Annotated in this window: 23 protein-coding genes; 9 read left to right on the plus strand and 14 right to left on the minus strand. The window is 64.1% G+C overall.

Going from position 1 to position 24,676, the window contains the following annotated elements; translation table 11 throughout:
- Positions 1-174: 174 nt before the first annotated feature.
- Positions 175-1,476 (minus strand): MFS transporter, encoded by a 1,302-nt coding sequence (locus tag ACHWUQ_RS07505; protein WP_394680763.1) that lies wholly within the window; start codon positions 1,474-1,476, stop codon positions 175-177.
- A gap of 131 nt (positions 1,477-1,607) precedes the next feature.
- Between ACHWUQ_RS07505 and ACHWUQ_RS07510 the strand changes: the two genes are divergently transcribed.
- On the plus strand, positions 1,608-2,519 hold the full coding sequence (locus tag ACHWUQ_RS07510; RefSeq protein WP_394680764.1) for an AraC family transcriptional regulator: 912 nt from the start codon (positions 1,608-1,610) through the stop codon (positions 2,517-2,519).
- A gap of 48 nt (positions 2,520-2,567) precedes the next feature.
- The gene (locus tag ACHWUQ_RS07515) at positions 2,568-3,182 is read left to right on the plus strand and encodes a flavin reductase family protein (protein ID WP_394680765.1); all 615 of its coding nucleotides are present in this window, start codon (positions 2,568-2,570) and stop codon (positions 3,180-3,182) included.
- A 15-nt stretch (positions 3,183-3,197) separates the two neighbouring features.
- Here the strand turns inward: ACHWUQ_RS07515 and ACHWUQ_RS07520 are convergent, their stop codons facing one another.
- From ACHWUQ_RS07520 to ACHWUQ_RS07540, 5 genes are all read right to left on the minus strand, one after another.
- Entirely contained in the window at positions 3,198-3,827 is a 630-nt protein-coding gene (locus ACHWUQ_RS07520) for an N-acetyltransferase (protein ID WP_312414495.1), read from the minus strand.
- A 145-nt stretch (positions 3,828-3,972) separates the two neighbouring features.
- The gene (locus tag ACHWUQ_RS07525; RefSeq protein WP_394680766.1) at positions 3,973-6,984 is read right to left on the minus strand and encodes a beta strand repeat-containing protein; all 3,012 of its coding nucleotides are present in this window, start codon (positions 6,982-6,984) and stop codon (positions 3,973-3,975) included.
- 119 nt (positions 6,985-7,103) lie between these two features.
- Positions 7,104-8,486, minus strand: a complete 1,383-nt coding sequence (locus ACHWUQ_RS07530) for a CsgG/HfaB family protein (RefSeq protein WP_394680767.1) — start codon at positions 8,484-8,486, stop codon at positions 7,104-7,106.
- A gap of 18 nt (positions 8,487-8,504) precedes the next feature.
- On the minus strand, positions 8,505-9,080 hold the full coding sequence (locus ACHWUQ_RS07535) for a hypothetical protein (protein WP_394680768.1): 576 nt from the start codon (positions 9,078-9,080) through the stop codon (positions 8,505-8,507).
- 7 nt (positions 9,081-9,087) lie between these two features.
- On the minus strand, positions 9,088-9,312 hold the full coding sequence (locus tag ACHWUQ_RS07540) for a hypothetical protein (RefSeq protein ID WP_312453206.1): 225 nt from the start codon (positions 9,310-9,312) through the stop codon (positions 9,088-9,090).
- A gap of 136 nt (positions 9,313-9,448) precedes the next feature.
- On the opposite strand from ACHWUQ_RS07540, the gene ACHWUQ_RS07545 reads away from it, so the two are divergent.
- The 3 genes from ACHWUQ_RS07545 to ACHWUQ_RS07555 all read left to right on the plus strand — a co-directional run bounded on the left by ACHWUQ_RS07545 (position 9,449) and on the right by ACHWUQ_RS07555 (position 13,769).
- Positions 9,449-10,102 carry a response regulator transcription factor gene (locus ACHWUQ_RS07545; protein ID WP_239810066.1) on the plus strand — a complete coding sequence of 218 codons (654 nt, stop codon included), beginning with the start codon at positions 9,449-9,451 and terminating at the stop codon, positions 10,100-10,102.
- Between the two features lie 83 nt (positions 10,103-10,185).
- On the plus strand, positions 10,186-11,694 hold the full coding sequence (locus tag ACHWUQ_RS07550; RefSeq protein WP_394680769.1) for an ABC transporter substrate-binding protein: 1,509 nt from the start codon (positions 10,186-10,188) through the stop codon (positions 11,692-11,694).
- A gap of 5 nt (positions 11,695-11,699) precedes the next feature.
- Positions 11,700-13,769 (plus strand): hybrid sensor histidine kinase/response regulator, encoded by a 2,070-nt coding sequence (locus tag ACHWUQ_RS07555; protein WP_394680770.1) that lies wholly within the window; start codon positions 11,700-11,702, stop codon positions 13,767-13,769.
- 63 nt (positions 13,770-13,832) lie between these two features.
- Here the strand turns inward: ACHWUQ_RS07555 and ACHWUQ_RS07560 are convergent, their stop codons facing one another.
- The 7 genes from ACHWUQ_RS07560 to mnmG form a co-directional block, all read right to left on the minus strand.
- The gene (locus ACHWUQ_RS07560; RefSeq protein ID WP_312453210.1) at positions 13,833-14,873 is read right to left on the minus strand and encodes a peptidoglycan-binding protein; all 1,041 of its coding nucleotides are present in this window, start codon (positions 14,871-14,873) and stop codon (positions 13,833-13,835) included.
- A 207-nt stretch (positions 14,874-15,080) separates the two neighbouring features.
- Positions 15,081-15,998, minus strand: a complete 918-nt coding sequence (locus ACHWUQ_RS07565; protein WP_312414524.1) for a ParB/RepB/Spo0J family partition protein — start codon at positions 15,996-15,998, stop codon at positions 15,081-15,083.
- Between the two features lie 5 nt (positions 15,999-16,003).
- Positions 16,004-16,567: an RBBP9/YdeN family alpha/beta hydrolase gene (locus ACHWUQ_RS07570; protein WP_373449284.1), complete on the minus strand. Its 564-nt coding sequence runs from the start codon at positions 16,565-16,567 to the stop codon at positions 16,004-16,006.
- A gap of 177 nt (positions 16,568-16,744) precedes the next feature.
- A complete protein-coding gene (locus tag ACHWUQ_RS07575; protein ID WP_230774034.1) occupies positions 16,745-17,518 on the minus strand; it encodes a ParA family protein in 774 nt (257 codons plus the stop codon).
- Positions 17,519-17,541: 23 nt separating this feature from the next.
- Positions 17,542-18,156: a LysE family translocator gene (locus tag ACHWUQ_RS07580; RefSeq protein ID WP_394680771.1), complete on the minus strand. Its 615-nt coding sequence runs from the start codon at positions 18,154-18,156 to the stop codon at positions 17,542-17,544.
- 163 nt (positions 18,157-18,319) lie between these two features.
- A complete protein-coding gene (gene rsmG / locus ACHWUQ_RS07585) occupies positions 18,320-18,976 on the minus strand; it encodes a 16S rRNA (guanine(527)-N(7))-methyltransferase RsmG (RefSeq protein ID WP_312453212.1) in 657 nt (218 codons plus the stop codon).
- Positions 18,973-20,952 (minus strand): tRNA uridine-5-carboxymethylaminomethyl(34) synthesis enzyme MnmG, encoded by a 1,980-nt coding sequence (mnmG, locus tag ACHWUQ_RS07590; protein WP_394680772.1) that lies wholly within the window; start codon positions 20,950-20,952, stop codon positions 18,973-18,975. The genes rsmG and mnmG overlap by 4 nt, the downstream gene beginning before the upstream one ends.
- Before the next feature lie 210 nt (positions 20,953-21,162).
- Between mnmG and gstA the strand changes: the two genes are divergently transcribed.
- The 3 genes from gstA (at position 21,163) to cueR (ending at position 22,615) form a co-directional block, all read left to right on the plus strand.
- Positions 21,163-21,765 (plus strand): glutathione transferase GstA, encoded by a 603-nt coding sequence (gene gstA / locus ACHWUQ_RS07595; protein WP_239810059.1) that lies wholly within the window; start codon positions 21,163-21,165, stop codon positions 21,763-21,765.
- A 176-nt stretch (positions 21,766-21,941) separates the two neighbouring features.
- Positions 21,942-22,136 carry a heavy-metal-associated domain-containing protein gene (locus ACHWUQ_RS07600; protein WP_394680773.1) on the plus strand — a complete coding sequence of 65 codons (195 nt, stop codon included), beginning with the start codon at positions 21,942-21,944 and terminating at the stop codon, positions 22,134-22,136.
- A 2-nt stretch (positions 22,137-22,138) separates the two neighbouring features.
- A complete protein-coding gene (gene cueR / locus ACHWUQ_RS07605) occupies positions 22,139-22,615 on the plus strand; it encodes a Cu(I)-responsive transcriptional regulator (RefSeq protein WP_312414541.1) in 477 nt (158 codons plus the stop codon).
- Positions 22,616-22,691: 76 nt separating this feature from the next.
- Here cueR and ACHWUQ_RS07610 read toward each other — a convergent pair whose 3' ends face one another.
- A complete protein-coding gene (locus ACHWUQ_RS07610) occupies positions 22,692-23,771 on the minus strand; it encodes a recombination-associated protein RdgC (protein ID WP_312834844.1) in 1,080 nt (359 codons plus the stop codon).
- 310 nt (positions 23,772-24,081) lie between these two features.
- Between ACHWUQ_RS07610 and ACHWUQ_RS07615 the strand changes: the two genes are divergently transcribed.
- Positions 24,082-24,636 carry a Spy/CpxP family protein refolding chaperone gene (locus ACHWUQ_RS07615; protein ID WP_312414544.1) on the plus strand — a complete coding sequence of 185 codons (555 nt, stop codon included), beginning with the start codon at positions 24,082-24,084 and terminating at the stop codon, positions 24,634-24,636.
- Positions 24,637-24,676 lie beyond the last annotated feature (40 nt).

Consider the following 24,676-nt stretch of genomic DNA (forward strand, 5'->3'; position numbering starts at 1 on the left):
GTGCAAGCTGCGGACCATCGCTTCGAACTCATCCCGATTGCACTCCAACGCGGCTGCGTAGAGACTTTGAACAGGTTCTTAGCCAAAGGCCCGCGCCACCAAGCGGTTGCGCGGGCCTTTTAACGCCTTCTGGCGGGTTTTCTGCTGCTACCTGGGGGGTAGGCAGAGTCGTGGTTATGCAGGCACCACAGCGGCTTTCTGCTTGCGTGCGGCAACCCCGGCGCCGACAAAGCCGGCGGAGACAACGCTCAGCACCATGCCCACGGCTGCGCCAAAGAACACGCCGGCGTTCATCTGGTGGTCCAGCATGAAGCCAAACACCGGGGCGGCCAGGCAAAAGCCCAGGTCCAGGCCGGAGTAAACGGTGCCGTAGACCCGGCCGGTGGCGCCCGGTGGCGCAGCGCGCTTGACCAGCATGTCACGCGAAGGGCCGGCCAGGCCGGTGCCGATACCGGCGAGCGCGGCCACGCCCAAGGCCACATAGCCGGGCAGCCAGCCGGTGCCCACCAGCGCCAGCAAGATGCCGGAGAACAGCAGGCAGGCGGAGATGACTTTCTCCAGCCGCTCCACCCGGCCCACCAGAAAACCGCCCAGCACCATGCCGGCGGCGCCAAACAGCATGTAGCCGGTCACCACATAGGCGGTGATGCTGGCGGGCAGCCCGTAGAGCTGCTGCAATGCGGGGCTGGAGAAGGACTGGATGGCGCTCATCGCGCAGGTGGTCCAGAAAAAGAAGGAGAAGCACAGCCAGACCGATGGCAGCTTCAGAAAGGCCATCGGGTGCTCCTGCGGGACGGCGGCCGCACCGGCGGCCTTGGGCGCAGCGCCAGCCAGGCTGACGCGGTCATCGAGCGCATCGCGGTTGATGACCATGATGGCCAGGATGATGGCCGCCAGTGCAGCGCCGCAGAGGCAGGCGATGCGCCAGGAGCCGGTGGCCGAGGTGATGCCGGCCATGAACACCGGTGCAGCCGCCCAACCCAGGTTGCCCGAGAGCCCATGCACCGAAAAGCCATGGCCCAGGCGCTGCGGCGAGAGGCGCTTGTTGAGGATGGTGAAATCCACCGGGTGGAAGGGCGCATTGCCCAGGCCGGCAAAGATGGCGGCCAGCATCAGCTGCGCATAGCTGTTGGCGGTGCCGGCAATGACACCGGCCACCGCAAAGCTGCTGAGCGCGGCAAACATGATGGGGCGGGCGCCAAAGCGGTCGACCACAAAGCCGGCCAGCGCCTGGCCCACGCCCGAGACGATGAAAAAGGCCGACACCAGCACGCTGAGCTCGGAATAGCTGAAGCCGAAGTCCGCAATCAACCAGGGAAACAGCGGCGGCAGCAGCAGGTGGAAGAAGTGCGAGGAGCCATGGGCCAGGCCCACCAGGCCGATGGTGCGCGAATCCTGCCGCAGGCTGCCCAAGGCGCTCGGGTCGGGTGCGCCGGGGTCCGGTGCGGCGGTCGATGTTGTTGTGCTGGTTGTCATGGCAGCGATGTTAGCCAAAGCCCTGTCGGCATGTATGCGACAGAAGGACGATTACTATCGCCAATGTGCCAAGCTGCTGCGCCTGGCACGTTTGCCCTTGCCCACCGCGAACCGCCTTGCGCCCTGCCGCCATGAATTCTGCCGTGACTGCCACCCCGCCCCCACCGGCACGCATTGCCGCCGGAGGCGACGCTGCCAGCGCCCGCCGTGCCTGGCTGTATGTGGACTCGCTCACCCCGCATCTGTTTGTGCCCACCGCCGAGCGGCCGGTGCGCGCCAAGCTGCGTGAGCTCAGCGGCGACACCCGGGTGTTGCCCCACCAGCATGCCTGGGCGCAGCTGGCCATCTCGGTCACCGGCACCGTGCACCTGCGCGTGCCGTCGGCCACCTTTGTGGTGCCGCCCCGGCGCGCGCTGTGGATTCCGCCCGGGGTCGAGCATGCAGTAACCCTGGTGGAGACGGCCGAGCTGCGCACCCTCTACATCTACCAGGCCGAGGGCCAGTGCGGCCCGGGCCCGGGCGACAGCGCCTCCAATCTGTGGCGGCGCTGCCGCGTGCTGGAAGTCTCGGAGCTGATGCGCGCCCTGGTCTGCGACCTGTCCACCGAACCGGATGGCGGGCCTGCGCCCAGCGCCGCGCAACTGGCGCGCGAGCGCCATGTCAGCGCGCTGCTGCTCGATGAGCTGCGCCAGGCCACCCAGCTCGATCTGCGGGTGGACATGCCGCGCGACAAGCGCCTGCACAGCCTGTGCCAGGCGGTGCTGGACGACCCGCTGGCGCATGACAGCCTGCAGGCCTTTGCGCACAACAGCGGCGCCAGCCCCCGCACCATTGCGCGCCTGTTCCGCCAGGAGCTGGGCTGCACCTACCTGCAGTGGCGCCAGCAGGTCATTCTGGCCAAGGCGGTGGAGCTGGGTGCCAGCGGCCTGGCCATTGGCCAGATTGCCGCCGAGCTGGGCTACACCCCCAGTGCCTTCAGTGCGATGGTGCAGCGCGCCTGCGGTCTGTCGCCGGTACGTTTTCTGGGTATGCAAACCCGCTAAGAATCTGTTATCCCCCGTCTCGTCTCCAACCTCTGTCATTGCCCCACCATGCCCCTGCACAGCTACGAACCCCGCCAAGGCCACCGCCTGCCCCATGACCCGTTCAACGCCATCGTCGGCCCGCGCCCGATTGGCTGGATCTCCAGCATCAGCAGCAGCGGAGTGCTGAACCTGGCGCCCTACAGCTTCTTCAATGCCTTCAACTATGTGCCGCCCATCGTCGGCTTTGCCAGTGTGGGCCGCAAGGACAGCCTGAACAACATCGAGGCCACCGGCGAATTTGTGTGGAACCTGGCGAGCGAATCGCTGGCCGAGGCGATGAACCAGAGCTGCGCAGCCGTCGGCCCCGAGGTCAATGAGTTCGAACTGGCGGGCCTGACCACCGAACCCTCGCACCTGGTGCGCCCACCGCGCGTGCAAGCCAGCCTGGTGACGATGGAATGCCGCTGCACCCAGATCGTGCAGCTGCAGACCGCGCAAGGCACGCAGGTGCCTACCTGGCTGGTGCTGGGCGAGGTGGTCAAGGTGCACATCGACGAGCAGCTGTTGCAGGACGGCATCTACCAGACGGCAGCGGGCAAGCCGCTGCTGCGCGGCGGCGGGCCGGGTGACTATTTCACGATCAGCGAGGCCGGCAAGTTCGTGATGCGCCGGCCCACGTGATGCGGCAGGCCGGCCTCAGTCGCAGCGCATGCCAGTCGCTGCCGCAAAGCTGCCCAGTGACCAGCCCTGGCCCAGCAGAAACATGCGGGTGCTGAGCGGATCGAGCCGCTCGGGTGCAATGCGGTCGCCCAGGTACTGCATCTTCTTGTTGGTGATATCGACATAGCCCAGGCGGTGGCTGGCCGAGAGCTTGTGCCACAGCGCATGCGCACCGGGCGACTGGCGCGCGCCGGTGACCAGGCACAGGCCTGCATCGAGCGCCCAGCGGTAAATGCAGGAGGCCAGGCCCTTGCGCTGGTAGGCGGGGTCAAAGCGGCTGTGCGGGCCGCGTATGTAGCGGTCGGCGCGCCTGTCCAGCTCGATCAGGCGGTTGAAGACGGTAAAGCCCGCAATGCGGTGCTCCAGCTGGTCTTCGACATAGACGTAGAACTCGCCATCGGCGCTGCGGTAGCGGATCGCGAAACGGGGGTCGGACAAAGGGATTTCGGGCAGGCCATGGAGCCTGTCACCGGGGGTGTGGATGCGATCGTGGATGGAGGCGCATTCGCCTTCGAGTTGCTGGGGTGGAATCGGGCTCACATCGATGCGCAACTCCACCGGCCGGTACAGCCAGGATGCCCAGAAGGGCGGTATCGCGAGGTTCATCAAAAACTCCTGCAGTGGAAAACCCGGCAGGTTAGCCCCGCCACCATTTCGCACGCAAAGGGTGCGATATGCGGCTGCCTCCGACGCGCGCAAAAAAGCCCGCCTGGTTTCCCAGGCGGGCTGTCAAAGTGCAAGGCCTTACGGCTTATTGCACACCCAATGTCATCGACGAGGTGGCACGGTTGCCAATCGCCACCGCAGACGAGCGGTTGCCCGATACATTGATGCCGTTGGTAGCGGGCACACCGGAGGCGCTGTAGCTGCCATTGACGACGGCCGACACGTTGCCACTGTTGATCTGGTTGGAAACGAGTGCCGCACTGGCCATTTGCTGACCGGGCAAGGCCGACACATTCACCACGTTGTCAGCGTTGTTGCCTACGGCGGTGGCGCTGGCGGTGTTGCCGCTCAGGTTGAGCGAGCTGCCACGGGTGAAGGCATCGGCGTTCAGGCTTGCGGTGGCGACCACATTGCCGCTGTTGGTCTGCGCATTGAGCAGGCCCACGGCCGATCCGCTGTTGAGCGCCGTGCCTGCACCTACTTGCACGCTGTTGAGCGAGGTGTTGCCTGCAGCCACTGCCAGCGCCTGGTTGCCGGTGGTGGTGATGTTGCCATCGAGGCGGTTGGCCGCAGTGCCTTGCATCTGCAGGCTGGCGGTAGAAGCCACGGCACCGGAATTACCCTGCACATTGCCCAGTAAGACGGCCTGGTCGCTCGCAAGCGTGCCGGCTGTCACGGTCAGCTGGTTGTTGGCCACGTTGGCACGGGCCAGGCTGCTGGCCTGGTTGCCAGTGATGGTGGTGTTGCCGCTGGGATCGGTGACCACGCTGCGGCCACTGAGGATCTGCATCTCGGTGGTGGCCGTGGTGTCACCTGCCGACAACTGCAGGTTGCCCAACAGGTTGGGCTGGGTGCCGGCCGCACTCAAGGTGCTGGTGGCTTGGATGTCCAGCGCATTGGTTGCCTGGTTCTGGCTGGCATTGGCGCTGAACTGGTTGCCGCTCACCACCAGTTCATGGCCGCCTGCGCGCGTGGTGACAGGTGTCAGGTTGCTCGTACCCTCAACGCCCAGGTTGACCTTGGTCAGTGCGCTTGCATTGCCCGATTGCACGGCCTGCACATTGAACAGGTAGGCTGCCGAGTTGCCATTGATGCGGCTGCCAGAGAGCGCGACCTGGTTGTCCGCCTGGTTGATGATCGCGTCCGAGCCGCCCACATTACCGCTGACCGTGAGGCTGGAACCCGAGGCCGTATTGGCACGCAGACCGATCAGCATGGGGACCGGATCGGGAGAAGGGCTCAGGCTGGTGAGCCCGGCGACCGTGGCGCTGACATCGCCTGAGCCATGGCCCTGCTGGTTGATGACCGCAGTGGCAGCGTCTGTCACGCCGTTGGTGGCATTGACACGGGCCAGGTTACTGGCCTTCTGGCTGGCAGCGTTGGCGTTGAACTGGTTGCCGCTGACTACCAAGGTGGCATTGCTGGCGCTGGTGGTAGTTGCGCCCACCAGGTTGGATCCGGTGCTAGCCTGGACCTCGCCCGTCGCATGGCCCTGCGTGTTGGTCACCAGCGCGGACGATTGCGTCACCGCATTATCGGCACCGAGCTGGGCGTCGTTGGTGGCGGAGGCTGCCGTCGCTTCGGAACTGAGCTGGTTGCCGCTCACCGTCAGGCTGGTGCCAGACAGACTGGTGGAGCTGCTGCCGATGCGCGCAACGCTGGCACTGGCCGAAACGGCACCACCCATGTTCAGCTGGGTGTTGGACGTGGTGGCCTGGCTGTCAGCGATGTTGCTGGCGCCGGCACGGGTCTGGTTGCTGGCGCTGGAGCCCTGGGCCTGGGCCTGTACCAGGTTGCCGCTGACGCTCAGGGTGTCATTGGTGCTGTCCAGGGTCTGCACGCCCAGCGATCCCACATTGGCACCAGCTGTGACAACGGGCGAGCTCAGGGTTTGGGAATTCGTAGTCTCCAACGCCGCACCGCTGATGGAGCCTGCAGCCGCCACGGCCGTGCGGTTGCTGCCGCTATTGCCATCGGCTTGGGCACTGACGCTGTTACCGGCGACGCTGTAGCTGTTGTTGGCCGAGCCAGGCTTCTGGTTGTCGATGCCCAGCGTGGTTGCCGAGCCTGAGGCGATGACAACACCGCTATTGGCCTGGGTCGCCGTGGTGCCCAAAACCGTATTGGGCGCCTGCACCACGTCACCGGATGACGTGATCTGCAGGGTACTGGTCTGCTGGTTGCCGCCAGCGGAGGCTTGCACCTGGTTGCCGCTCACGCTCAGCGTGCTGTCCGTCATGGGCTGGTTGGGGGTGCCCTGAACCCGGATACCCAGCAAATTACCGACCGAGCTGATGCCGAAAACGTTGCCCTCGGCCACTTGGTCAACGCTGCTGCTGGCATCGGCCCCCACATTGACGCTGCTGCCCTGCACCTGGATACCTGCCTGGGTGGTATTGGCCTGCGCGCTGGCATCGATCTTGTTGCCCGAGACGCTCAGCCTCAGGTTGTCCATGGCATTGGCGGGGTTGGCACCACCGGTCTGGTTCAGCCGGATACCCACCTGGTTCAGCGTAGTGATGGCTGTCACCGCGCCGGTTGCCGCCTGGCCTTGGGTGACGGCAGCCGTCGCCGGGGTGTTCATGTCAACCGCCGTGCCGGTGATCTGCATGGTGCCCACTGCCGTGCTGCCGATCGCCGCTGCGCTGGCTTCGTTGTTACTCACGCTGGCGGTATCACCATCGTGGTTGCCGACCACATTGGCGGCATTGACGCCGACCGTGCCCGAGGTGATGCTGCTGACGGTGCTATTGACCTGCTGGGCAATGTCCACCGTTGGCTGCGCTGGTAGCTGGTTGTTGATGGTCAGGGCAGCAGCGGCACCGGTATCGAGCCGGTGCTGGTTGCCAATAGCCAGCGCATCCACGCCATTGCCATTCACCACACCGTTGCCGGGAAAGGTGGTGTACTGCGCATTGCTGTTGTTTTGTGCGTTAACGACCCCATCGCTGGTCTGGTTGGTTGTGGGCCCGGTCACCGGAAGGGTTCCGTTGCTCTGCGCCAGCGCCACGCCCGAGGTGGCAGCGATCAATGCGGCCGCAGCGGCCAGTGGAGCCAGGCGTGCCCGGCGAAGAGAGGTTGGGTGCTTGTGGGACATGACTGTCTCCTAGTGGTACAGGGAGGAAAACTAGACGTGATTTGGGTGTTTTATGCTCTAAGTGCCCGTCTATAAAGCGCTATAAGCTATTAAATTGGTAGCTACAGGAACGACGCCACTCAGGGCTTGATCTGCAGGCGGGCCAGCAGGCGGTAGCCGGCGCCGTAGCGGTGCACCGTGGTGTCGCCGGGCGCAGGCCGCCACTGCACTTGCACCAGGCTGGGTGGAATGCCGTGCTGGGCCAACTCGGCGCGCAGCGCTTGCAGGCGCTCCTCGGTCAGCGCATCGCGCCGGGCGGGGTTCTGGTCGTTTTCGTTCTCACGCGCCAACAGCGCCATGCGCACGCCCTGGCCAGCACGCAGCCGGGTCGCCACGGTCTCTGCGGCGGTGGCCGATTGCTGGGCAATGCGGGTGTTGTTCTCTTCAAAGACCACATCCAGCGAGGTCATCGCAGCAGCCGTCTTCTCCGGCATGGCCGGGGTGGCCGCAGCAGCAGGAGCGGCGGCCGCTGCATGCGCAGGCGCAGCGGCAGCTGCCGCGGTGTCGGCGGGCATCGCTGCTGGTGGTACTGCGGCGGGCTCGCCAGCCGCCGTCCTGGCGCCGTCCATGCAAGGGCCTGCCGGGGTTTGCGTCACGGTGCTGATCAGCTCCAGCACGCCCTGCTCCAACGTGGTGCGCACGCCCAGTTGCACGGGCTCCAGGTCCTTGCTGCCGGCGTTGATGTCGAACAGGTTGCTGCCGAAGAAGCGGAAGATGCCCGCACCGATCTCGCGGCCCACGATCTGCTTTTGCAGGCTGACGGCCCGCACCACGCGCAAGGTCTTGGTCTCGACGATGCGCAGGTCGGCCCCGACATTCATCGTGAAGACACGGAAGCGCGGTCCGATCTGGTTGACCTGGGCTTCGATGCCGCCGGACTGGATGTTGTAGTTCACCTCGGTCAGGCCACCGATGATGTAGTAGTCGGAACGGAGGATGGAGCCGCCGTAGTACGGCAGCCAGGGCACCGCACGCTGTCCCTTCTCATCGGCCAGTGCGTGCTGGTTGCCGTCACCCAGCTGGCGCCGGTCGGTATAGGCCAGCTCCAGCTCGGCCACGCGGGTGTCGAAGCGCTCGCGCACATCGATGGCACCGCCGAGCTTGCCGAGCGCCGAATAGACCATCAAGGACCCGCCTTGGGTGACGACATTGCCATCGCCCTGCGAGTACTTGCCGGTGTAGTCCTTGATGTCACCGACGGCAATGGACAGCGGTGCGCGGCCACTGCGCTGCTCGACGATGCGGTGCGACAGGCAGGCAAAGCTGTTGTCCAGCGGCGTGCCGTTGTGGCGCGGGCCGGGGCCTTGCATCACGGGCGCTTCGTCATCGGCCATGCGCACCTGCTGGTAGGTGGGCAGCGCGCAGCCGCTCAGCAGCAAAGTTGCGGCCAGGGCCGAGGCGGTCAGCGTGCGGCGGCGCAACGGGCTGATTGTGGACAGGGGGGAAAGGTTCAATGCGTGCATGGGGTCCTCCGTCCGCGCTTAGTTGATGGCGCCACTGGCACCGAACTGGCAGGCTGAACTGCCGCTCACGTTGGTGCTTTGGTTACCACTGTTGTTCTGCGCGACCTGCATGTCCTGCTGGCCATGGGCGTTTTCGCTGTTGATGGGCGCCATCGTGGTACTCGATGGGCTGCCCTGCACGCCGCTGCTGATGGCGCCTGTGTTGCTCTGGTTGTTGTTGGCCACACCGCCCCGGCCCAGGTTGTCACTGCTTTGGCTGGCGCTGCCGGTGCTCGATGCGCTGTTGCCGGCCGATGCATTGGTCTGCGGCGATGCAACCTGGTTGGCCTGGTCGGCCGAGCTGCTGTTACCAGCGGCGGTGGGCTGGAAATTGCAGTTCACCTGGCGCTCGATATTGGTGATGTAGGTACTCTTGAAGGCGTCGTAGTAGCCGCCCTTTTTCTTCTCGACCAGGTCGTTGGTGAGGGCCCGGTTGGCCCGGTCGGCGCTGGTCTGGAACTGCCAGGGCACCGATTCGCCGAGCCAGCCTTGAGCGTGGCTGGAAGCGGCCGCCGCCAGCAGGGCGGCGGCAAGGTAGATGGCGCTGTGTTTCATGTCGTCCTCACAGTTGGGTGTTGTGCTGTTCATGGGCAAAACAGATGGAGCGACGACAGGCATCCCATGGCGGCCAGCCATCGCATGGGAAGGATGTTCGGCTGACCGTAAGTAATTGTAAATAGACCAGATGTACTAGCTCGGGGGCTGAAAAATGACCAAAATCCGCGCCGGAACTCAGGCCGTATTTGGAATTTAATTCATTAAAATCATAAAGATGCAGGTTATCCATGCTGCCCCAGCTGCTGGCATCACGGCTTCGGTCGAGGCACTAGTGCATTTGGACTATTGGTCGCTTTAGTAAATAGATGTAAGGTACGGCCCATGACGACCTGCCTCGCCGATGCCGCAAGAAGGAGACTGCGGATATGACACTTCCTCTCCCATCACTGATGCTGGTGGACGACCATCCCCTCTTCCGCCAGGGCCTGCGCATGATGCTGTCGAGCAGCAACATGCTGCAGGCCGACATCCATGAGGCCGGTTCGGTCACCGATGCCGTGGCGCAAGCGCACTGGGTCAACCTGGTGATGCTGGACATCAGCATGCCGGGCTGCGATGGCCTCGAAGGCATTGGCCAGATCCGCAAACGCTGGCCCGGTGCCTATGTGGTGATGCTCTCCGGCCATGACCACCCGGAGCTGATGCGCGATGCGGTGCGCCAGGGCGCCTCCGGCTTCATCTCCAAGGCGCTGGAGCCCGAGGCCATCTGCGCCCAGGTGCAGCACTGGCTGCTGCGCAGCCTGGGCATGGAGCAGAACATCCACAAGGCCAGCGGCCGCAGCCTGACGCCAGACGCCAAGCCGCATGCCGAAGTGCTGCCGCTGCGCCAGTACGAGGTGCTCAAGATGCTGGCCAAGGGCTTCAGCAACAAGGCCATTGCCAAGCATTTCGGGCTGAGCGAACACACGATCCGCAACCAGGTGGCATCCATCCTCAAGCACCTGGGCGCCGATACCCGAACCCAGGCGGTGCTGGTGGCACAGCGCAACGGAATCCTGCCCGCCACGGCCATCAAATAAAGCCGCTGCCGGCGCCGCCCAAGCGCCAGCGCCATGCCACTTGCCGGCCCCTTGCCAGGCAAGTGCACAACCAGGAAGCCATGATGGACACAGGCCCCCAAGACAAGCCCCAGTGGATGCGCTGGGCCCTGGCCGTTTTGCTGCTCTGCTGCCTGGTCGGCCTCGCGCCCGCCAAGGCTGCGTCCGACCGCCTGCGCATCGGCATACCGCTGGAGCCCTCCTCGTTCGACATCACCAGCACCGCGGCCGCCACCGCCAGCGAGATCACCTATGCCAATGTGTTCGAGGGCCTGACCATCATCGATGGCCAAGGCCAGATCAAGCCGCGCCTGGCGCAGAGCTGGACGGTGAGCCAAGACGGCAAGCAGGTCGACATGGTGCTGCGCCGCAATGTGCGCTACCACGATGGCAAGCCCTTCAATGCCGCGACCGCCGCCTTCAGCCTGCAGCGGCTGCTGCAGATGAGGAACACCAATGCCTACCTGGAATGGTTCGACAAGCTCGAATCCGTCGAGGCCAAGGACGAGTACCTTTTGCGCATCCGCCTGAGCGAGCCCGACGCGCTGCTCAGCTATGCACTGGCGATGCCCGGTGCGGTGATGGTGCACCCCGACAGCGCAGCCAGCAATGCCAGCACGCCGGTGGGCACCGGCCCCTACCGGGTCGAGAAATGGACCAAGGGCAAGTCCATCACGCTGGTGCGCAATGAGCAATGGTGGGACAGCCGCAAGCCGGCCATCCGCATGGCCGATTTCCTCTTTATGTCGAGCGCGGCCGAGACCGAAAACATGCTGGCCGAAGGCCGCATCGATGCGCTCAGCTCGGTGACCCGGCTGACGGCTTCGTTCATGGCGCGCACCGACTATGTGATGGGGCAGCGCGGTGTCGAAGGCAAGCTGCTGATCGCGATGAACAATGCCCGCGCTCCGCTCGACGATATCCGGGTGCGGCGTGCCATCAACCATGCGCTGGACCGCAGCCGCTACCAGGGCATCTACGGCAGCTCGATCGAGGTGCTGCCCATTGGCAGCCACTTCTCACCGCACCACCCGGCCTATGTCGATCTGGTGCAGCGCTACCCTTACGACCTGACCCAGGCCAAGGCCTTGCTCGCCCAGGCGGGGACCGCTCCCGGCACCAGTCTGCGGCTGGCCGTGCCGCCCACCGACTACGGGCGCTATGGCAGCCTGATCGTGGCGGCGCAGCTGGAAGCCATCGGCCTGCAGGTCGAGATCATCCGCATGGACTGGCCCACCTGGCTGGACCAGGTGATGAAGCGCAAGGACTATGACCTGAGCCTGATCATGCATGTGGAGCCGATGGACATCGGCATCTATGCGCGCGATGACTACTATTTCAACTACCACAACCGGGTGTTCAAGAAGATCTGGGAAAAGCTGCGCGCTTCGGCGTCGCCCCAGGAGCTGGATGAATGGCTGGGCCAGGCGCAAAAGCAGCTGGCCGAAGACGCCGTCAATGCCTTCATCGTCGTGCGGCCGGAGCGCAACTTCATGCGCAAGGGCCTGGTGGGCATGTGGTCGCGGTGCCCGATCCCGACCTTTGCGCTCGAAGACCTGCGCTGGCAGAACTGATGCCTATGCCAGACCGCCTCCATTCCCCTGCTGCTGCACAGACCGCCACGGACCAACGCAGTTTTCCGATGTCGGTGACCTCGCGCATCCTGCTGATGCTGGTGATTCTGGCCGTGGGCATTGCGGTGGTGTTTGCCTTGACCTTGCAGGGCCTGCGCCGCACCAACCAGGCCTTGCAGCAGCTGTCCAGCGTCGAGATGGAGCAGCTCATCGCCAGCACCCGCGTGATGCAGCAAAGCGAGATGATCGGCAGCTATGCGCGCCTGGTGGCCATCACCAATGACATCGGCGAGCGGCGCCTGAACATGGTGGAGCTGACCGACCGCATGGGCTGGCTGGACAAGCTGCTCGGCGAGATGACGCAGACGCAGCTCGATGGCAGCATCGACCCGCTGATGCAGTCCAAGCGCAACGCGCTCAACGCCAATGTGCAGCAGCTCAGCCAGGCCATCTTCCAACCCGCGCAGCATGGCCAGGACGAGCGCAGCATCTTCCATCTGGTGGCCGAGAACCAGATGCTGGCGACCGACATGTCACTGCTGGCCAGCCGCGCCGCAGCCGACCTGCGGCGCCAGCTCAATGAGCGCAGCATGCAGCTGTCGCGCGATGTGGCCGCGCAGCAGAGCAACCTGAACTGGCTGGTGGCCGTGCTGATCCTCTGCGTGGTGATGGCGGGCATCTACATGCATGCCTCGGTGTCGCGCCGCCTGGTGGCGCTGCGCCGCGAGGTCAGCAATGACGAGTTTGGCGGCATCTATGCGGTGCCCCAGCAATGGGGCGACGAGATCGACCAGCTGGGCCGCGCCATTGCCTCCTACAAAAAGCACCTGAGCGACCACACCCGCTCGGCACAGAACGCGGTGCGCGCCAAGAACCGCTTTCTGGCCGGCGCCAGCCATGACCTGCGCCAGCCGGTGCAGGCACTCAACCTGTTTCTGGAAACCTTGCGCGGCTCGGGCCTCAACAGCCAGCAGGCGGTGGTGCTGGAGCATGCGCGCGCCGCATTGTCGGCCAGCCGCGAGATGCTCGACACCTTGATGGACTACTCGCGCATCGAGGCGGGGGTGCTCGATCCCAAGTTTCAGCCGGTAGCCATTGCCGGCTTTCTGCGCCGACTGGAGAAGGAGTTCGGCCCGCAGGCCGATGCCAAGAACCTGGTCTTCCGCGTGCGCGACAGCGAGGACTGGATCTACACCGACCAGTCGCTGCTGTTCATGCTGCTGCGCAATCTGGTGTCCAACGCGCTGCGCTACACCGACCAGGGCGGTGTCCTGCTGGGGGTGCGCAAACGCGGCCTGCAGCGCGTGATCGAGGTCTGGGATACCGGCGTGGGCATCGATGACGAACACCACGACCTGATCTTCCAGAAGTTCCGCCAGGTGGGCGAGGACCACCACATGGGCAGCAAGGGCCTGGGGCTGGGCCTGGCCATCGTGCGCGAGCTGGCCGATATCCTGAACGTGCAGGTCGCGCTATCGTCCATCCCTGGGCGCGGCAGCGTGTTCCGCGTCAGCCTGATGGCCGAGGCCGTGCCCGCCGGCGGCTATGGCCTGGTCGCCGGGTTGTGGGAGCAGCCTGACGACGGCGACTACTCGTCCCTGCATGGCCTCAAGGTGCTGGTAGTAGATGATGAGCCGCTGGTGCGCGTGGGCCTGGCCAGCATGCTGGAGCAATGGCATTGCCAGGTGATGAGCGCCGCCACGGTGGACCAGGTGCGGCGCCTCATCGGCCATATGCAGGAGAGCAACAGCAAGCCCTTTGACGTGGTACTGACCGACCTGCGCCTGTCGCCCACCGAAGACGGCAGCATGGTGGTGCGGGCCGTGCGCGATGCCACGGCCGAGCATGCGCCTTGGCAGCAGACACTCCCCCATTACGTGATTCTGACCGGCGACACGGCTCCCAAACGGCTGCAGATGGCCAGCAGCCTGGGAGCGACGTTGATGCACAAGCCGATGGACCCACGCCAGCTGCACAAGCTGCTCGCACGGGAGCTGCGGCTGCGCTGCGATATCGAGGAGTTCATGGAAACCCAGCCCCCTGCCGATATCGACGAGGCCACCGACAAGGCATGAAAAAGCCCGCCGGGGCGAGCGGCGGGCGGGTAGCCGGGCGAGGCTGCAGTCTGCGCGGAAGGCTTATTCCGACAGCTGGCGCATCGTCGCCTGGTCCAGGCGGCCGGTCACCGACAGGCCCTGGTCTTGCTGGAAGGAGCGCAGGGCGTTCTGCGTGCGGGGGCCGGAGGCACCATCAGGCGTACCCACGTCGTAGCCCAGCTCGTTGAGGCGCTGCTGCGCTTGCTTCATCGTCAGGCGCACATTGGTCTTGGCGCCAGGTGCCGAGGTCTGGCTGGGCGCTGCGGCACCATCCACACCGAGGCGGCCACCACCGCCCAGGCCCTGGCCCTTGACGGATTGCGCGCTGTAATTGCGCAGCGCCTGCACCATCTGGTTGTAGGCATCGACGAAAGCGGCCGACACGACCTTGCCTTGCGAAGTGTTGGAGTAGCCCCCGATGCCAGCGCCTGCTGCACCGCCGAACAAGGTGCCAAAGCCACCCCAGTCGGTATTGCTGGCGTTGCCGGTCGACGAGGACACCTGCACGCCCGAGCGGTTGTCCACCAGGGTCAGCATGGCCGAGGCTTCACGGGTCTTGCTGTTGGCCGCCACACCTGCCAGCGCGCCGCCGCCACGGCCACCCAGGATGCCGCCCAGGGCCGCACCAAAGCCACCGGCATTGTCTTCGCTGAAGGTCACTTCAGGCGTCAGGCCGTAGTCCGACGCGACCACCTGGCCCTTGCCGAAGTTGCTGCCCTTGCGCATTTCGCCGTTGTCCATCATCGCGCGCTCGCGGTTCATCGCGTTCATACCGGCAGCGCTGCGCTCGACCACGACAAAGCAGTTCGACTGCTGGATCAGCACGCGCAGCAGGTTGGCAGTCGGTGGCAGGCGGTATTCATTGCGCAGAATGGTGTACCAACCGGCTTGCTGGTTCTCGACCAGGGAGACGGTACCCACCGGCGAATCGCATTTTTCGAGTTGGCTGTTTTCACCCTGGCTGCTGCCCCCAGCAGCGCCACCGGTCACCATGTTGTTGGTGCCGCCGCCCAGCTTCATACCGGTGCTTTCGCAGCCTGCCAATGCCAAGACGGCCAGTGCCGCCAATGCTGCCTTTTTCATGTCGCTCTCCCGCAAGTAAATCAGTTGTGCATTCAAAGCGAGCCCGGAATGGCTTCCAGGCTCGATGGCTTCGATTTCGTATTTTTGCTTTGCGCTGCGGACACGGATTACCTGATTCCAGAACCCGCCTCGGAGCGTTATCCACTCTTAAGCGAAGTTGTTAGCGAATGTCACCAAAATAACGGCGTGCAGCACATGGCCGGTGCATTATCCACGTAATTTATCAATCAATCCATTCAGAGCATCCAGAGAACCAAACTGGATTACCAGTTCACCCATCTCTTCGAGTTTGCCGGCACGCTTGACGCGTTTTTTAACCCGTACCTCTACCTCCGCCATCAACAGGTCGGACAGCTCTTCTTCCACCCGCTTCAAATCGCGGGATTTGGCCGCCTTGGCCTTGACCGGGGTTTCTCCGGAAAACTCGGCACTGACCCTTTTGACCAGGCTCTCGGCCTCGCGCACGCTCAGTTTGCGCGCATTGATCTGGTTGGCAGCGGTGATCTGTGCAGCGCGGTCCAGCGCCAGCAGGGCACGCGCGTGGCCCATATCCAGATCCCCTGCCATCAGCATGGTCTGCACCGGCTCGGCCAGGTTCAGCAGACGCAACAGGTTGGAGGCGGCCGAGCGCGAACGGCCCACTGCCTGCGCAGCCTGCTCGTGCGTCATCTGGAACTCGCCCACCAGACGCGAGAGGCCTTGTGCCTCTTCCAGCGGGTTGAGGTCTTCGCGCTGGATATTCTCGATCAGCGCCATCGCGGCGGCGGCCTCGTCGGGCACCTCGCGCACCAGCACCGGTACCTCGGCCAGCCCAGCGATGCGCGCGGCGCGGAAACGCCGCTCGCCGGCGATGATTTCGTACTTGCCGGCGTTGTCCCCCGCAGCGAGCTTGCGCACCAGGATGGGCTGCATGATGCCCTGGGCCTTGATGCTTTCGGCCAGCTCATACAGCGCGCCCTCGTCCATGCGCGTGCGCGGCTGGTAGACGCCAGGCACCATGTCATCGAGCAGCAACTGGTGCGGCAGCTGGCCCTTGTCGTCGCTGGCGGGCGCCGCGTCTTCGACCTTGGGGCCCAGCAGTGCTTCGAGGCCGCGTCCCAGGCCCTTGGGTTTTTTGGTTGCCATGGTTTTCAGTTCACCTTTGTTGGTTCGGCCATCAGCTCGGCCAGCAGCGCCTGGCCCAGCGGCCAGTCGCCCAGGCCGGACTCGGCATTGATATGGCCGCAGGCGCCCTGGTCCACCCAGCGGGCACCCCAGTTGCTGGCCAGCCACTGCGCGCGCTCGGCGCTGCAATAGGGATCGTTTTGGCTGCCCACCAGAATGGCGGGAAAGGGCAGTTTCTGCAGCGCAATCGGCGACCAGCCGGGTATGTGTTCGGCCAGGTCGGGGCGCTCCACATCGCCCGGTGCCACCAGCAGCGCGCCACGCACCTTGCTGGCCGCCTGGGGCGAATGGGCGGCCCACCAGGCCGTCAGGATGCAGCCCAGGCTGTGGGCGACCAGCACCACGGGCTGCGGCGCATCCAGCACCACATCCTGCAGGCGTGCCGTCCAGTCACCGCGCTTGGGGTGCAGCCAGTCGTGCTGCTGCACGCGCTCATAGCCCCATTGCTGCTCCCACACCGTTTGCCAATGGCCTGGCCCGCTGTTTTGCCATCCTGGCAGCAGCTTGATGGACGAGGATTCAATGCTCATTTTTTAATAGCAAAAAAAGCGCCACCGTACTGCGCTGTTTCCAAGAAATGCAAACCCTTATTGTGCCCGAATGTCTCTCGCACGCAATGCGGGCGCCAGCGGCATCGCTGCGGCCATGAAAAAGACCTCCGCATGCCGGGCACCGGAGGTCTGTCGTGCAGCGGCCAAGGCAAGCTGTCACTTCATGCGCTTGATGCGCTTGACCATTTCCTTGGCGAACTCGACAAAGGCCTTGCTGCCCTTGGCGGCCGGATCGAACACGACGCCCGGCAGGCCATAGCTGGGCGCTTCGGCCAGGCGCACATTGCGGGGGATCACGGTGTCGAACACCTTGTCGCCGAAATGCTCGCGCAGCTGGTCGCTCACCTGCTGCTGCAAGGTGATGCGCGGATCGAACATCACGCGCAGCAGCCCGATGATCTCCAGGTCGCGGTTCAGGTTGGCATGCACCTGCTTGATGGTGTTGACCAGGTCGGTCAGCCCTTCGAGCGCAAAGTACTCGCATTGCATCGGCACGATCACGCCATGGGCCGAGCACAGGCCGTTCAACGTGAGCATGGACAGGCTGGGCGGGCAGTCGATGAGCACGAAGTCAAAGTCGGCATCGCTCGCCTCCAGTGCGGCCTTGAGGCGCTTTTCACGGCGCTCCAGCTCGACCAGCTCCACCTCGGCACCGGACAGCTCGCGGTTGGCGCCCAGCACCCAGTAACCGCAGCGCTCGGAATGGACAGCTGCTTCCTTGATGGTGCTCGATTCGAGCAACACGTCGTAGACCGAGGTTTCCAGCGCGCGCTTGTCGATGCCCGAGCCCATGGTCGCATTGCCCTGCGGGTCCAAATCGACCAGCAGCACACGCTGCTTGATCCGGGCCAGACCCGCCGCCAGATTGACTGCCGTGGTGGTCTTGCCAACGCCGCCTTTTTGGTTGGCGATACAGAAGATTTTTGCCATGAGAACTCGCTTCGTCCACTAACTTATTTGGTCAGGGCCAGCTTGAGGCCAAAACCGATCAAAAACACGCCCGCTGTTTTTTCCATCCACTTGACCAGCGCGGGGTTGGCACGCAGGCGCTCGGCCAGCATCTTGGTGATCAGCACCACCACCGTGCAGTAAGCCAGGCTGATCACGGCCACCGTGGCCGCCATCACGGCAAAGGTGGGGATGCCGCGGTGGGTCGCCGGATCGACGAACAGCGGAAAGAACGCCATGTAGAAAACGATGGCCTTGGGGTTCATCAGGGTGATGACAAAGCCCTGCTTGAAATAATGCCTGGGCGCAATCTGGATGACCGGCTGGTCCCCCGGCTTGGCCGTGAGCAGCTTGTAGCCAATCCAGCCCAGGTAGGCCGCGCCCAGCCATTGCACCGCGTGGAAGGCCGCCGGGTAGACTGTGAGCACCGCTGCGACGCCGGCTACCGCCAGCCACATCAGCACCTGGTCAGCCGCCATGCAGCCGGCACAGACCGCCAGGCCAGCCTTGATGCCGCCCTTGCCCGTAGAGGTGATCAGCGCCAGGTTGCCAGGCCCCGGGATCATCAAGAACAGGAGCACGGCGAAGACAAATGCACCATAGTCAGAAATGCCAAACATGTGCCGCCCCTGCAATGGAAACTTTGAGTGTAAACGACGGCCCCGCTTGCTTGCCAGCAAAATGCGCGTTGTTACCGGCCCGAGCGTCAACAAAAAGCCCCGAAAAATCGGGGCTCTGCAGGGATGGGATTCAGCGCCGCAGCTGAGCCGCAGCACGCTGGCATCAGGAGGCTTGGTGGCGCATCCAGACAATGCAGCGCTCGGCATCGAGACCGGGCACCTGCAGCGGCTCGATGTTCAGCAGCTGTACCGTGGCGGGCAACAAAGCCAGCTCATCGTCGGGGCGCTTGGCCTTCATCGCCAGCCAGATGCCATCGGCCTTCAGGGTCTGGGCCGACCAGGCGGTGAAATCCTGCAACGCGGCAAAGGCGCGGCAGCTGACCACGTCGTACTGCTGGCTCAGCTGCTCCACCCGCGACTGGATGCCGTGCAGGTTGCGCAGGCGCAGCGCCGCTGCCGCCTGCTGGATGAAGGCGATCTTCTTGCCAACGGTATCGACGCAGCTCACATCCAGCTGGGGCAGACAGATCGCAAATACCACGGCAGGCAGACCACCACCCGATCCGACATCGAGCAGCCTGGGGGCCGGCAGACCCGTGCCCTGCAAATGGCGCACCAGCGGCGGCACGGCCGCCAGGCTGTCGAGCAGATGGTGGGTCAGCATCTCTTGCGGGTCGCGCACCGAGGTCAGGTTGTAGACCTTGTTCCACTTCTGCAGCAGATCCAGAAACGCCATCAGCTGTGCAATCTGCTGGTCATCCAGCGACAGACCCAGTTGCTGTATGCCGTCACGCAGGGGGGCTTCCAACAGAGCGCTCATGCAGTCGTTACCTCTTGTGCAGTGCTGAATCCTTTGAAGCCGCCTTTTTTCAGGTGCACCATCAGCAGCGAAATGGCAGCAGGTGTGACACCGGAAATACGCGATGCCTGGCCCAGGGTTTCAGGGCGGTGGGTTTGCAGCTTCTGGCGCACCTCAAACGACAGGGCCGTCACCTGCATGTAGTCCAGCTCGGCGGGCAGGCGCAGCTTTTCATAATGGGCCGCACGCTCCACTTCATCCTTCTGGCGGTCGATATAGCCCGAGTACTTGGCGCCGATCTCGACCTGCTCCACCACGGACTCGCTCAAACCACCCAGTGTTTCACGTGAAACGTCGCTGGTTTGGTAAGCGCCTTCGTTCATGGTCATCAACGTCGCGTAGTCCACACCCGGACGGCGCAGCAGCTCGAACAGGTTGTACTCCCGCTCCATCGCCTTGCCCAACACACGTTCGGCCTCTTGGGCAGTCACGATGCGTGGGTTCACCCAGGTGGCCTTGAGGCGTTCTGTTTCACGTGAAACAGCGTCGCGCTTGCGGCTGAAAGCATCCCAGCGCGCATCGTCGACCAGGCCCATCTTGCGGCCCTCTTCCGTCAGGCGCATGTCGGCATTGTCTTCACGCAGCTGCAGGCGGAACTCCGCACGGCTGGTAAACATGCGGTAGGGCTCGGTCACCCCCTTGGTGATCAGGTCGTCCACCAGCACGCCAAGGTAGGCTTCATCGCGGCGCGGCGTCCAGGGGCCTTCACCCCGGCATTGCAGTGCGGCGTTCAGGCCGGCAAACAGGCCTTGGGCTGCCGCCTCTTCATAGCCGGTCGTGCCATTGATCTGGCCGGCAAAGAACAGGCCCTGGATCTGCTTGGTCTCAAAGCTGTTTTTCAACGAGCGCGGGTCGAAGTAGTCGTACTCGATCGCATAGCCCGGGCGCAGGATGTGGGCGTTCTCCAGGCCCTTCATGCTGCGCACCAACTCGTACTGCACATCGAACGGCAGGCTGGTCGAGATGCCATTGGGGTAGTACTCGTGGGTGGTCAGGCCTTCAGGCTCCAGAAAGATCTGGTGGCTTTCCTTGTCGGCAAAGCGGTTGATCTTGTCTTCCACACTGGGGCAGTAGCGCGGCCCTACCCCTTCGATCTTGCCGGTGAACATCGGGCTGCGGTCAAAGCCGCTGCGGATGATCTCGTGCGTGCGCGCATTGGTGTGGGTGATGTAGCAAGGCATCTGCGCCGGGTGCATCGCCGCATCGCCCATGAAGCTGAACACCGGCAACTGGCCCTCGTTCACGCCACCGGGCATGCCGTCGCCAGGCTGGGTTTCACACTGGCTGAAGTCGATCGAGCGGCCATCGATGCGCGGCGGGGTGCCGGTCTTCAGGCGCCCCTGGGGCAGCTTCAGTTCCTTCAGCCGCGCCGACAGGCTGACCGCTGGCGGATCGCCGGCACGGCCAGCGGCATAGTGGTTCAGGCCCACATGGATCTTGCCATCCAGGAAAGTACCGGCCGTCAGCACCACGGTGCGGCTGCGAAAGCGGATCCCTACCTGGGTCACGGCGCCCACCACGCGGTCGCCCTCCACCATCAGGTCATCCACCGCTTGCTGGAACAGCCAGAGGTTGGGCTGGTTCTCCAGCATCTCGCGGATCGCCGCCTTGTACAGGATGCGGTCGGCCTGGGCGCGGGTAGCGCGCACGGCCGGGCCCTTGGAGCTGTTGAGAATGCGGAACTGGATGCCGCCCTTGTCGGTGGCCAGCGCCATCGCGCCGCCGAGCGCGTCCACTTCCTTGACGAGATGGCCTTTGCCGATGCCGCCAATGCTGGGGTTGCAGCTCATCTGGCCCAGGGTTTCAATATTGTGGGTCAGCAGCAGCGTCTTGCTGCCCATGCGTGCAGCGGCCAGCGCTGCCTCGGTGCCGGCATGGCCGCCACCGACAACGATAACATCGAATTCTTGCGGGTAGGTATAGGGGGTTTGGCTCATGGGGCCTCATTCCAGGGCTCGCAAGGCATGCGCCTCGCAGTCAGTCAGCCCTTCTGCCGAAATGGCAAATAGTCGGTTTTGCCCGCTATTTTAATGACTGGGGTGTTTACACGCCGGCAGCCGTGTTATTGCGCCGCATCCACCGCTGCTGCAGAGCCTTGTCAAAAGCGATAGCATGGTTCGGCTTTAACCTTTACTGGAGATTTGTCGATGAAGCTGTATTTCTCTCCTGGCGCCTGTTCGCTGTCGCCCCATATTGCCCTGCTGGAAGCCGGCCTGCCCTTCACCCTGGAGATGGCCAGCACCAAGACCCACCAGCTCAAGGATGGCACCGACTTCTACACCATCAACCCGTTGGGCTATGTGCCCGTGCTGGAGCTGGACAATGGCCAGCGCCTGCGCGAAGGCCCGGCCATCGTGCAGTACATCGCCGACCAGGCGCCAGCCTCCAAGCTGGCACCTGCCAACGGCACCTTTGAGCGCTACCAGCTGCAGGAATGGCTGGGCTTCATCGGCACCGAGATCCACAAGGGCTTCTCGCCGCTGTTCAACCCCAACCTGCCCGACACCGTCAAGGACATGTCCCGCGTGCATGTGCTCAAGCGTCTGACCTGGGTGGATTCGCAGCTGGAAGGCAAGGAGTTCCTGATGGGCACGGATTTCACCGTGGCCGATGCCTACCTGTTCACCGTGTGCGGCTGGAGCAAGTTTGTCGGTGTCGACACCAGCGGCCTGCAAAACCTGGCCAGCTTCATGCAACGCGTGGGCGCCCGGCCTGCGGTACAACAGGCCATTGCAGAAGAAAAGCAGTAATCGCTCTGCCGGCCAGGGGATGCTGTTTCACGTGAAACACATCCGGGCCGATGCGATGGTGATGCGGTGCCGATGTCCCGATCCTTGTACGGGTGCATCGCGTAAAGACCCTGCTCTTGACCTTCACACCGTGTCAGCTTTCAAGATCAGGCCATCAACCATTGAAAGGAAACCCCATGCAAAACACCTTCCAAGTCCAGGGCATGACCTGCGGCCACTGCGAGCGCGCCGTCACCCAGGCTGTGCAGCAGCTCGACGCCCAGGCCAAGGTAGCGATTGACCGCGCCCAAGGCAAGGTCGTCGTTGACTCCAGCCAGCCGGCAGACAAGATCGCAGCGGCCATCACGGCCGAAGGCTACCAGGTCCTGTAAGCATGGCCCGCCCGTCACGCAAGCCTGCGGCTGAGCGGTCCATCGCCTGGCCGGTGTCTATCAGCAAAGCGGCCCAGCTGGCGGGTATTTCTGCACGCATGGCCCGCCACTACGAGTCGCTGAACCTGCTGCCGCATGTGAACCGCACCGACAGCGGCTACCGCCTGTATACCGAGTCGGATGTGCACACGCTCTCCTTCATCCGCCGCAGCCGCGATCTGGGCTTCTCGATGGAGGAGATCGAGAACCTGCTCAACCTGTGGCACGACAAGCAGCGCGCCAGCAGTTCGGTCAAGGAGATTGCGCAAAAGCATATCGAGACCTTGCGCGAGCGCATTGCCGCGATGAAAGCGATGGAGCGCTCGTTGCAGACGCTGGTGCACAGCTGCCATGGCGACCAGCGTCCGGACTGCCCTATTCTCGACAGTCTGTCGGATCCTGCGGCGGCGCCAGATGCGGCCAGCTGCTGCAAGCATTGAACGCTTGGACAGACAACCGCCTCAGCCATAAAAAACGCGCTCCTGGGAGCGCGTTGCTGTTTCTGTGGGGTAGCCGTCAGAAGGGGCTGGAATCCGGATCCTGGTCCACCGGCGCCGATTTGGGACCGGTCTGCATGCCTCCAGGCGTGCCAGACGCATCGAAAGGCTTGCCCACGCCCGCACCCAGGCTGATCGGTTTGACGGGCGCTGCAGCCCCTTCCAGGGCCGCTGCAGCGGGTTTATTGCCCCGGTCAGGCAACTGGCCCAGCTCGGTGCGGCCTTCACCGCCCAGCGCCTGGATCAGATCCGGAATCAGCTGGCTGAACTCACCAGTGGCAATGGCCACGTCGGCGTCGAAGCCGCCATCCTCACTGGCGCCTTCCATCACCACATCGAGCAAGGCCACTTTCTTGAGCTGCAGGCCCTCGGTCAGCACGAAGCTGACCCGGTCGTCCCAGGTCAGCGCCAGCTTGGTGGGCAGCTTGCCCTGGTCGATATGCTCGCGGATCTCGTCGATGCCCAGCGGGTGGCGGGCATAGCGCACAACGGCCTTGGATTCGTCGGCGCTCTTGAGCTCGCACTCCTGGTCGATGCTGAAACCAGCCGGCGCATCGTAGCTGTGCAGCCAGGCGGACATCGCGCCCTGGGGGCTGTTCTGGGTATCGATCAGCGCCACGGCAAAACCGGGCGAGGCCTCCACCAGCATCGTGATCACCTCGTCGGCCCGGCCCTGGCTGCTGGTGTCCAGCACCAAAAGCCGCGCCTGCGGATCGATCCAGATCCACAGCCCGCCTTGCTTGGTGAAGGCCATCGGCAGCAGATCCAGCTTGCACTCGTCCTTGAGCTCCTGCTTTTCCTTCTTGCCGGGCTTGCGGCCTTCCTGGGCTTCGATATGGGCGAGCTTCTCATCGAGCTTGCGGTTGAGCACGCTCGCGGGCAGCATCTTGCTCTCGCTCATCAGCCGCAAGATCCAGTGGCCGCCCACCGATTCGACCATGGCCCCGTGCTCTTCGCCGCGCGGGGGCACCCAGCCGGTGGACTTTTCCTGGGTGGCACCGCACTGCTCAAACTGCTGCTTGGCCAAGGCGGTATCCAGCGCCACCAAATCCGGCTGCCAGGCTTCGGAGATGCGGTAAAAAATCATGTTCTTGAACATGCCATTCCTTTGTTCTGGAAGGCTGCCAACCTGCTGGGCAGCCCTTTAAAAAAACACAAGCGGCCCTGGTGTGCCGCACTGATCTGCTGTCCATTGTGCCGCGAATCGGGCCTGCCCCAGAGCGATGAACCGGGCAAAAAAGCCGGGGTTTGGACGGGTTGACCGGCTGCCAGCAGCGCATTTCCACCAAGCCGAACAACCAAAATTGGTAATTCTTTACACAGCCATACCGGGCGGTGACGGGGCTCTTACATGGCAGGCGGACACTGCATACATCGCATCAGACATCACAACCCGGAAAGGAAACACCATGTCTCTCTTGCAACGCAGCGCCATCGTGACCGCCATGCTGGCCAGCCTGTCAGTTTCCAGCTTTGCCCAGACCCCCAGCACGCCAGCAGCAGCCCCTACCGTGCAAAGCGCCCCCGCCCCCGCCAAAAAGGGCCATGGTCCTGAAGCGCGCGAGGCCCGCATGGCCCAGCGCATGCAGGCCCTCAAGGCCTCGCTCAAGCTCAATGCCAGCCAGGAAGCAGCCTGGACCAGCTATGTGGCGGCCATCAAGCCCCAGCGCCCTGCCCCGGGTGAGCGCCCTGAGCGTGCTGATCTGGCCAAGTTGACTACCCCAGAGCGCATTGACGCAATGCAGGCCATGCATGCCAAGCACCAGGCGGCCATGGACCAACGCAACCAGGCGACCAAGGCTTTCTATGCGACGCTGACGCCTGAGCAGCAAAAGACCTTTGATGCGGAGACCTTGAAGATGCATGAACGCCGTGGGCACGGGCCGGAGGGCAAGGGGCCCCATGGCCAGCGCCATCAAGGCCCAAATGCGAAACAGACTGTTCCACCTATCGACAGTAAATAAGGCGGACACCCCCTCCCCCCTCGGATCGCTCACCATCCCC

Origin of the sequence: uncultured Comamonas sp. (assembly GCF_964277875.1) — a bacterium.
Classification (GTDB): domain Bacteria; phylum Pseudomonadota; class Gammaproteobacteria; order Burkholderiales; family Burkholderiaceae_C; genus Comamonas; species Comamonas sediminis.

Excerpts from the sequence above, each read along its gene's own strand:
- ACHWUQ_RS07505 (WP_394680763.1), bottom strand. The coding sequence starts at position 1,476 with ATGACAACCAGCACAACAACATCGACCGCCGCACCGGACCCCGGCGCA.
- ACHWUQ_RS07510 (WP_394680764.1), top strand. The coding sequence starts at position 1,608 with ATGAATTCTGCCGTGACTGCCACCCCGCCCCCACCGGCACGCATTGCC.
- ACHWUQ_RS07515 (WP_394680765.1), top strand. The coding sequence starts at position 2,568 with ATGCCCCTGCACAGCTACGAACCCCGCCAAGGCCACCGCCTGCCCCAT.
- ACHWUQ_RS07520 (WP_312414495.1), bottom strand. The coding sequence starts at position 3,827 with ATGAACCTCGCGATACCGCCCTTCTGGGCATCCTGGCTGTACCGGCCG.
- ACHWUQ_RS07525 (WP_394680766.1), bottom strand. The coding sequence starts at position 6,984 with ATGTCCCACAAGCACCCAACCTCTCTTCGCCGGGCACGCCTGGCTCCA.
- ACHWUQ_RS07530 (WP_394680767.1), bottom strand. The coding sequence starts at position 8,486 with ATGCACGCATTGAACCTTTCCCCCCTGTCCACAATCAGCCCGTTGCGC.
- ACHWUQ_RS07535 (WP_394680768.1), bottom strand. The coding sequence starts at position 9,080 with ATGAAACACAGCGCCATCTACCTTGCCGCCGCCCTGCTGGCGGCGGCC.
- ACHWUQ_RS07540 (WP_312453206.1), bottom strand. The coding sequence starts at position 9,312 with ATGGATAACCTGCATCTTTATGATTTTAATGAATTAAATTCCAAATAC.
- ACHWUQ_RS07545 (WP_239810066.1), top strand. The coding sequence starts at position 9,449 with ATGACACTTCCTCTCCCATCACTGATGCTGGTGGACGACCATCCCCTC.
- ACHWUQ_RS07550 (WP_394680769.1), top strand. The coding sequence starts at position 10,186 with ATGGACACAGGCCCCCAAGACAAGCCCCAGTGGATGCGCTGGGCCCTG.
- ACHWUQ_RS07555 (WP_394680770.1), top strand. The coding sequence starts at position 11,700 with ATGCCAGACCGCCTCCATTCCCCTGCTGCTGCACAGACCGCCACGGAC.
- ACHWUQ_RS07560 (WP_312453210.1), bottom strand. The coding sequence starts at position 14,873 with ATGAAAAAGGCAGCATTGGCGGCACTGGCCGTCTTGGCATTGGCAGGC.
- ACHWUQ_RS07565 (WP_312414524.1), bottom strand. The coding sequence starts at position 15,998 with ATGGCAACCAAAAAACCCAAGGGCCTGGGACGCGGCCTCGAAGCACTG.
- ACHWUQ_RS07570 (WP_373449284.1), bottom strand. The coding sequence starts at position 16,567 with ATGAGCATTGAATCCTCGTCCATCAAGCTGCTGCCAGGATGGCAAAAC.
- ACHWUQ_RS07575 (WP_230774034.1), bottom strand. The coding sequence starts at position 17,518 with ATGGCAAAAATCTTCTGTATCGCCAACCAAAAAGGCGGCGTTGGCAAG.
- ACHWUQ_RS07580 (WP_394680771.1), bottom strand. The coding sequence starts at position 18,156 with ATGTTTGGCATTTCTGACTATGGTGCATTTGTCTTCGCCGTGCTCCTG.
- rsmG (WP_312453212.1), bottom strand. The coding sequence starts at position 18,976 with ATGAGCGCTCTGTTGGAAGCCCCCCTGCGTGACGGCATACAGCAACTG.
- mnmG (WP_394680772.1), bottom strand. The coding sequence starts at position 20,952 with ATGAGCCAAACCCCCTATACCTACCCGCAAGAATTCGATGTTATCGTT.
- gstA (WP_239810059.1), top strand. The coding sequence starts at position 21,163 with ATGAAGCTGTATTTCTCTCCTGGCGCCTGTTCGCTGTCGCCCCATATT.
- ACHWUQ_RS07600 (WP_394680773.1), top strand. The coding sequence starts at position 21,942 with ATGCAAAACACCTTCCAAGTCCAGGGCATGACCTGCGGCCACTGCGAG.
- cueR (WP_312414541.1), top strand. The coding sequence starts at position 22,139 with ATGGCCCGCCCGTCACGCAAGCCTGCGGCTGAGCGGTCCATCGCCTGG.
- ACHWUQ_RS07610 (WP_312834844.1), bottom strand. The coding sequence starts at position 23,771 with ATGTTCAAGAACATGATTTTTTACCGCATCTCCGAAGCCTGGCAGCCG.
- ACHWUQ_RS07615 (WP_312414544.1), top strand. The coding sequence starts at position 24,082 with ATGTCTCTCTTGCAACGCAGCGCCATCGTGACCGCCATGCTGGCCAGC.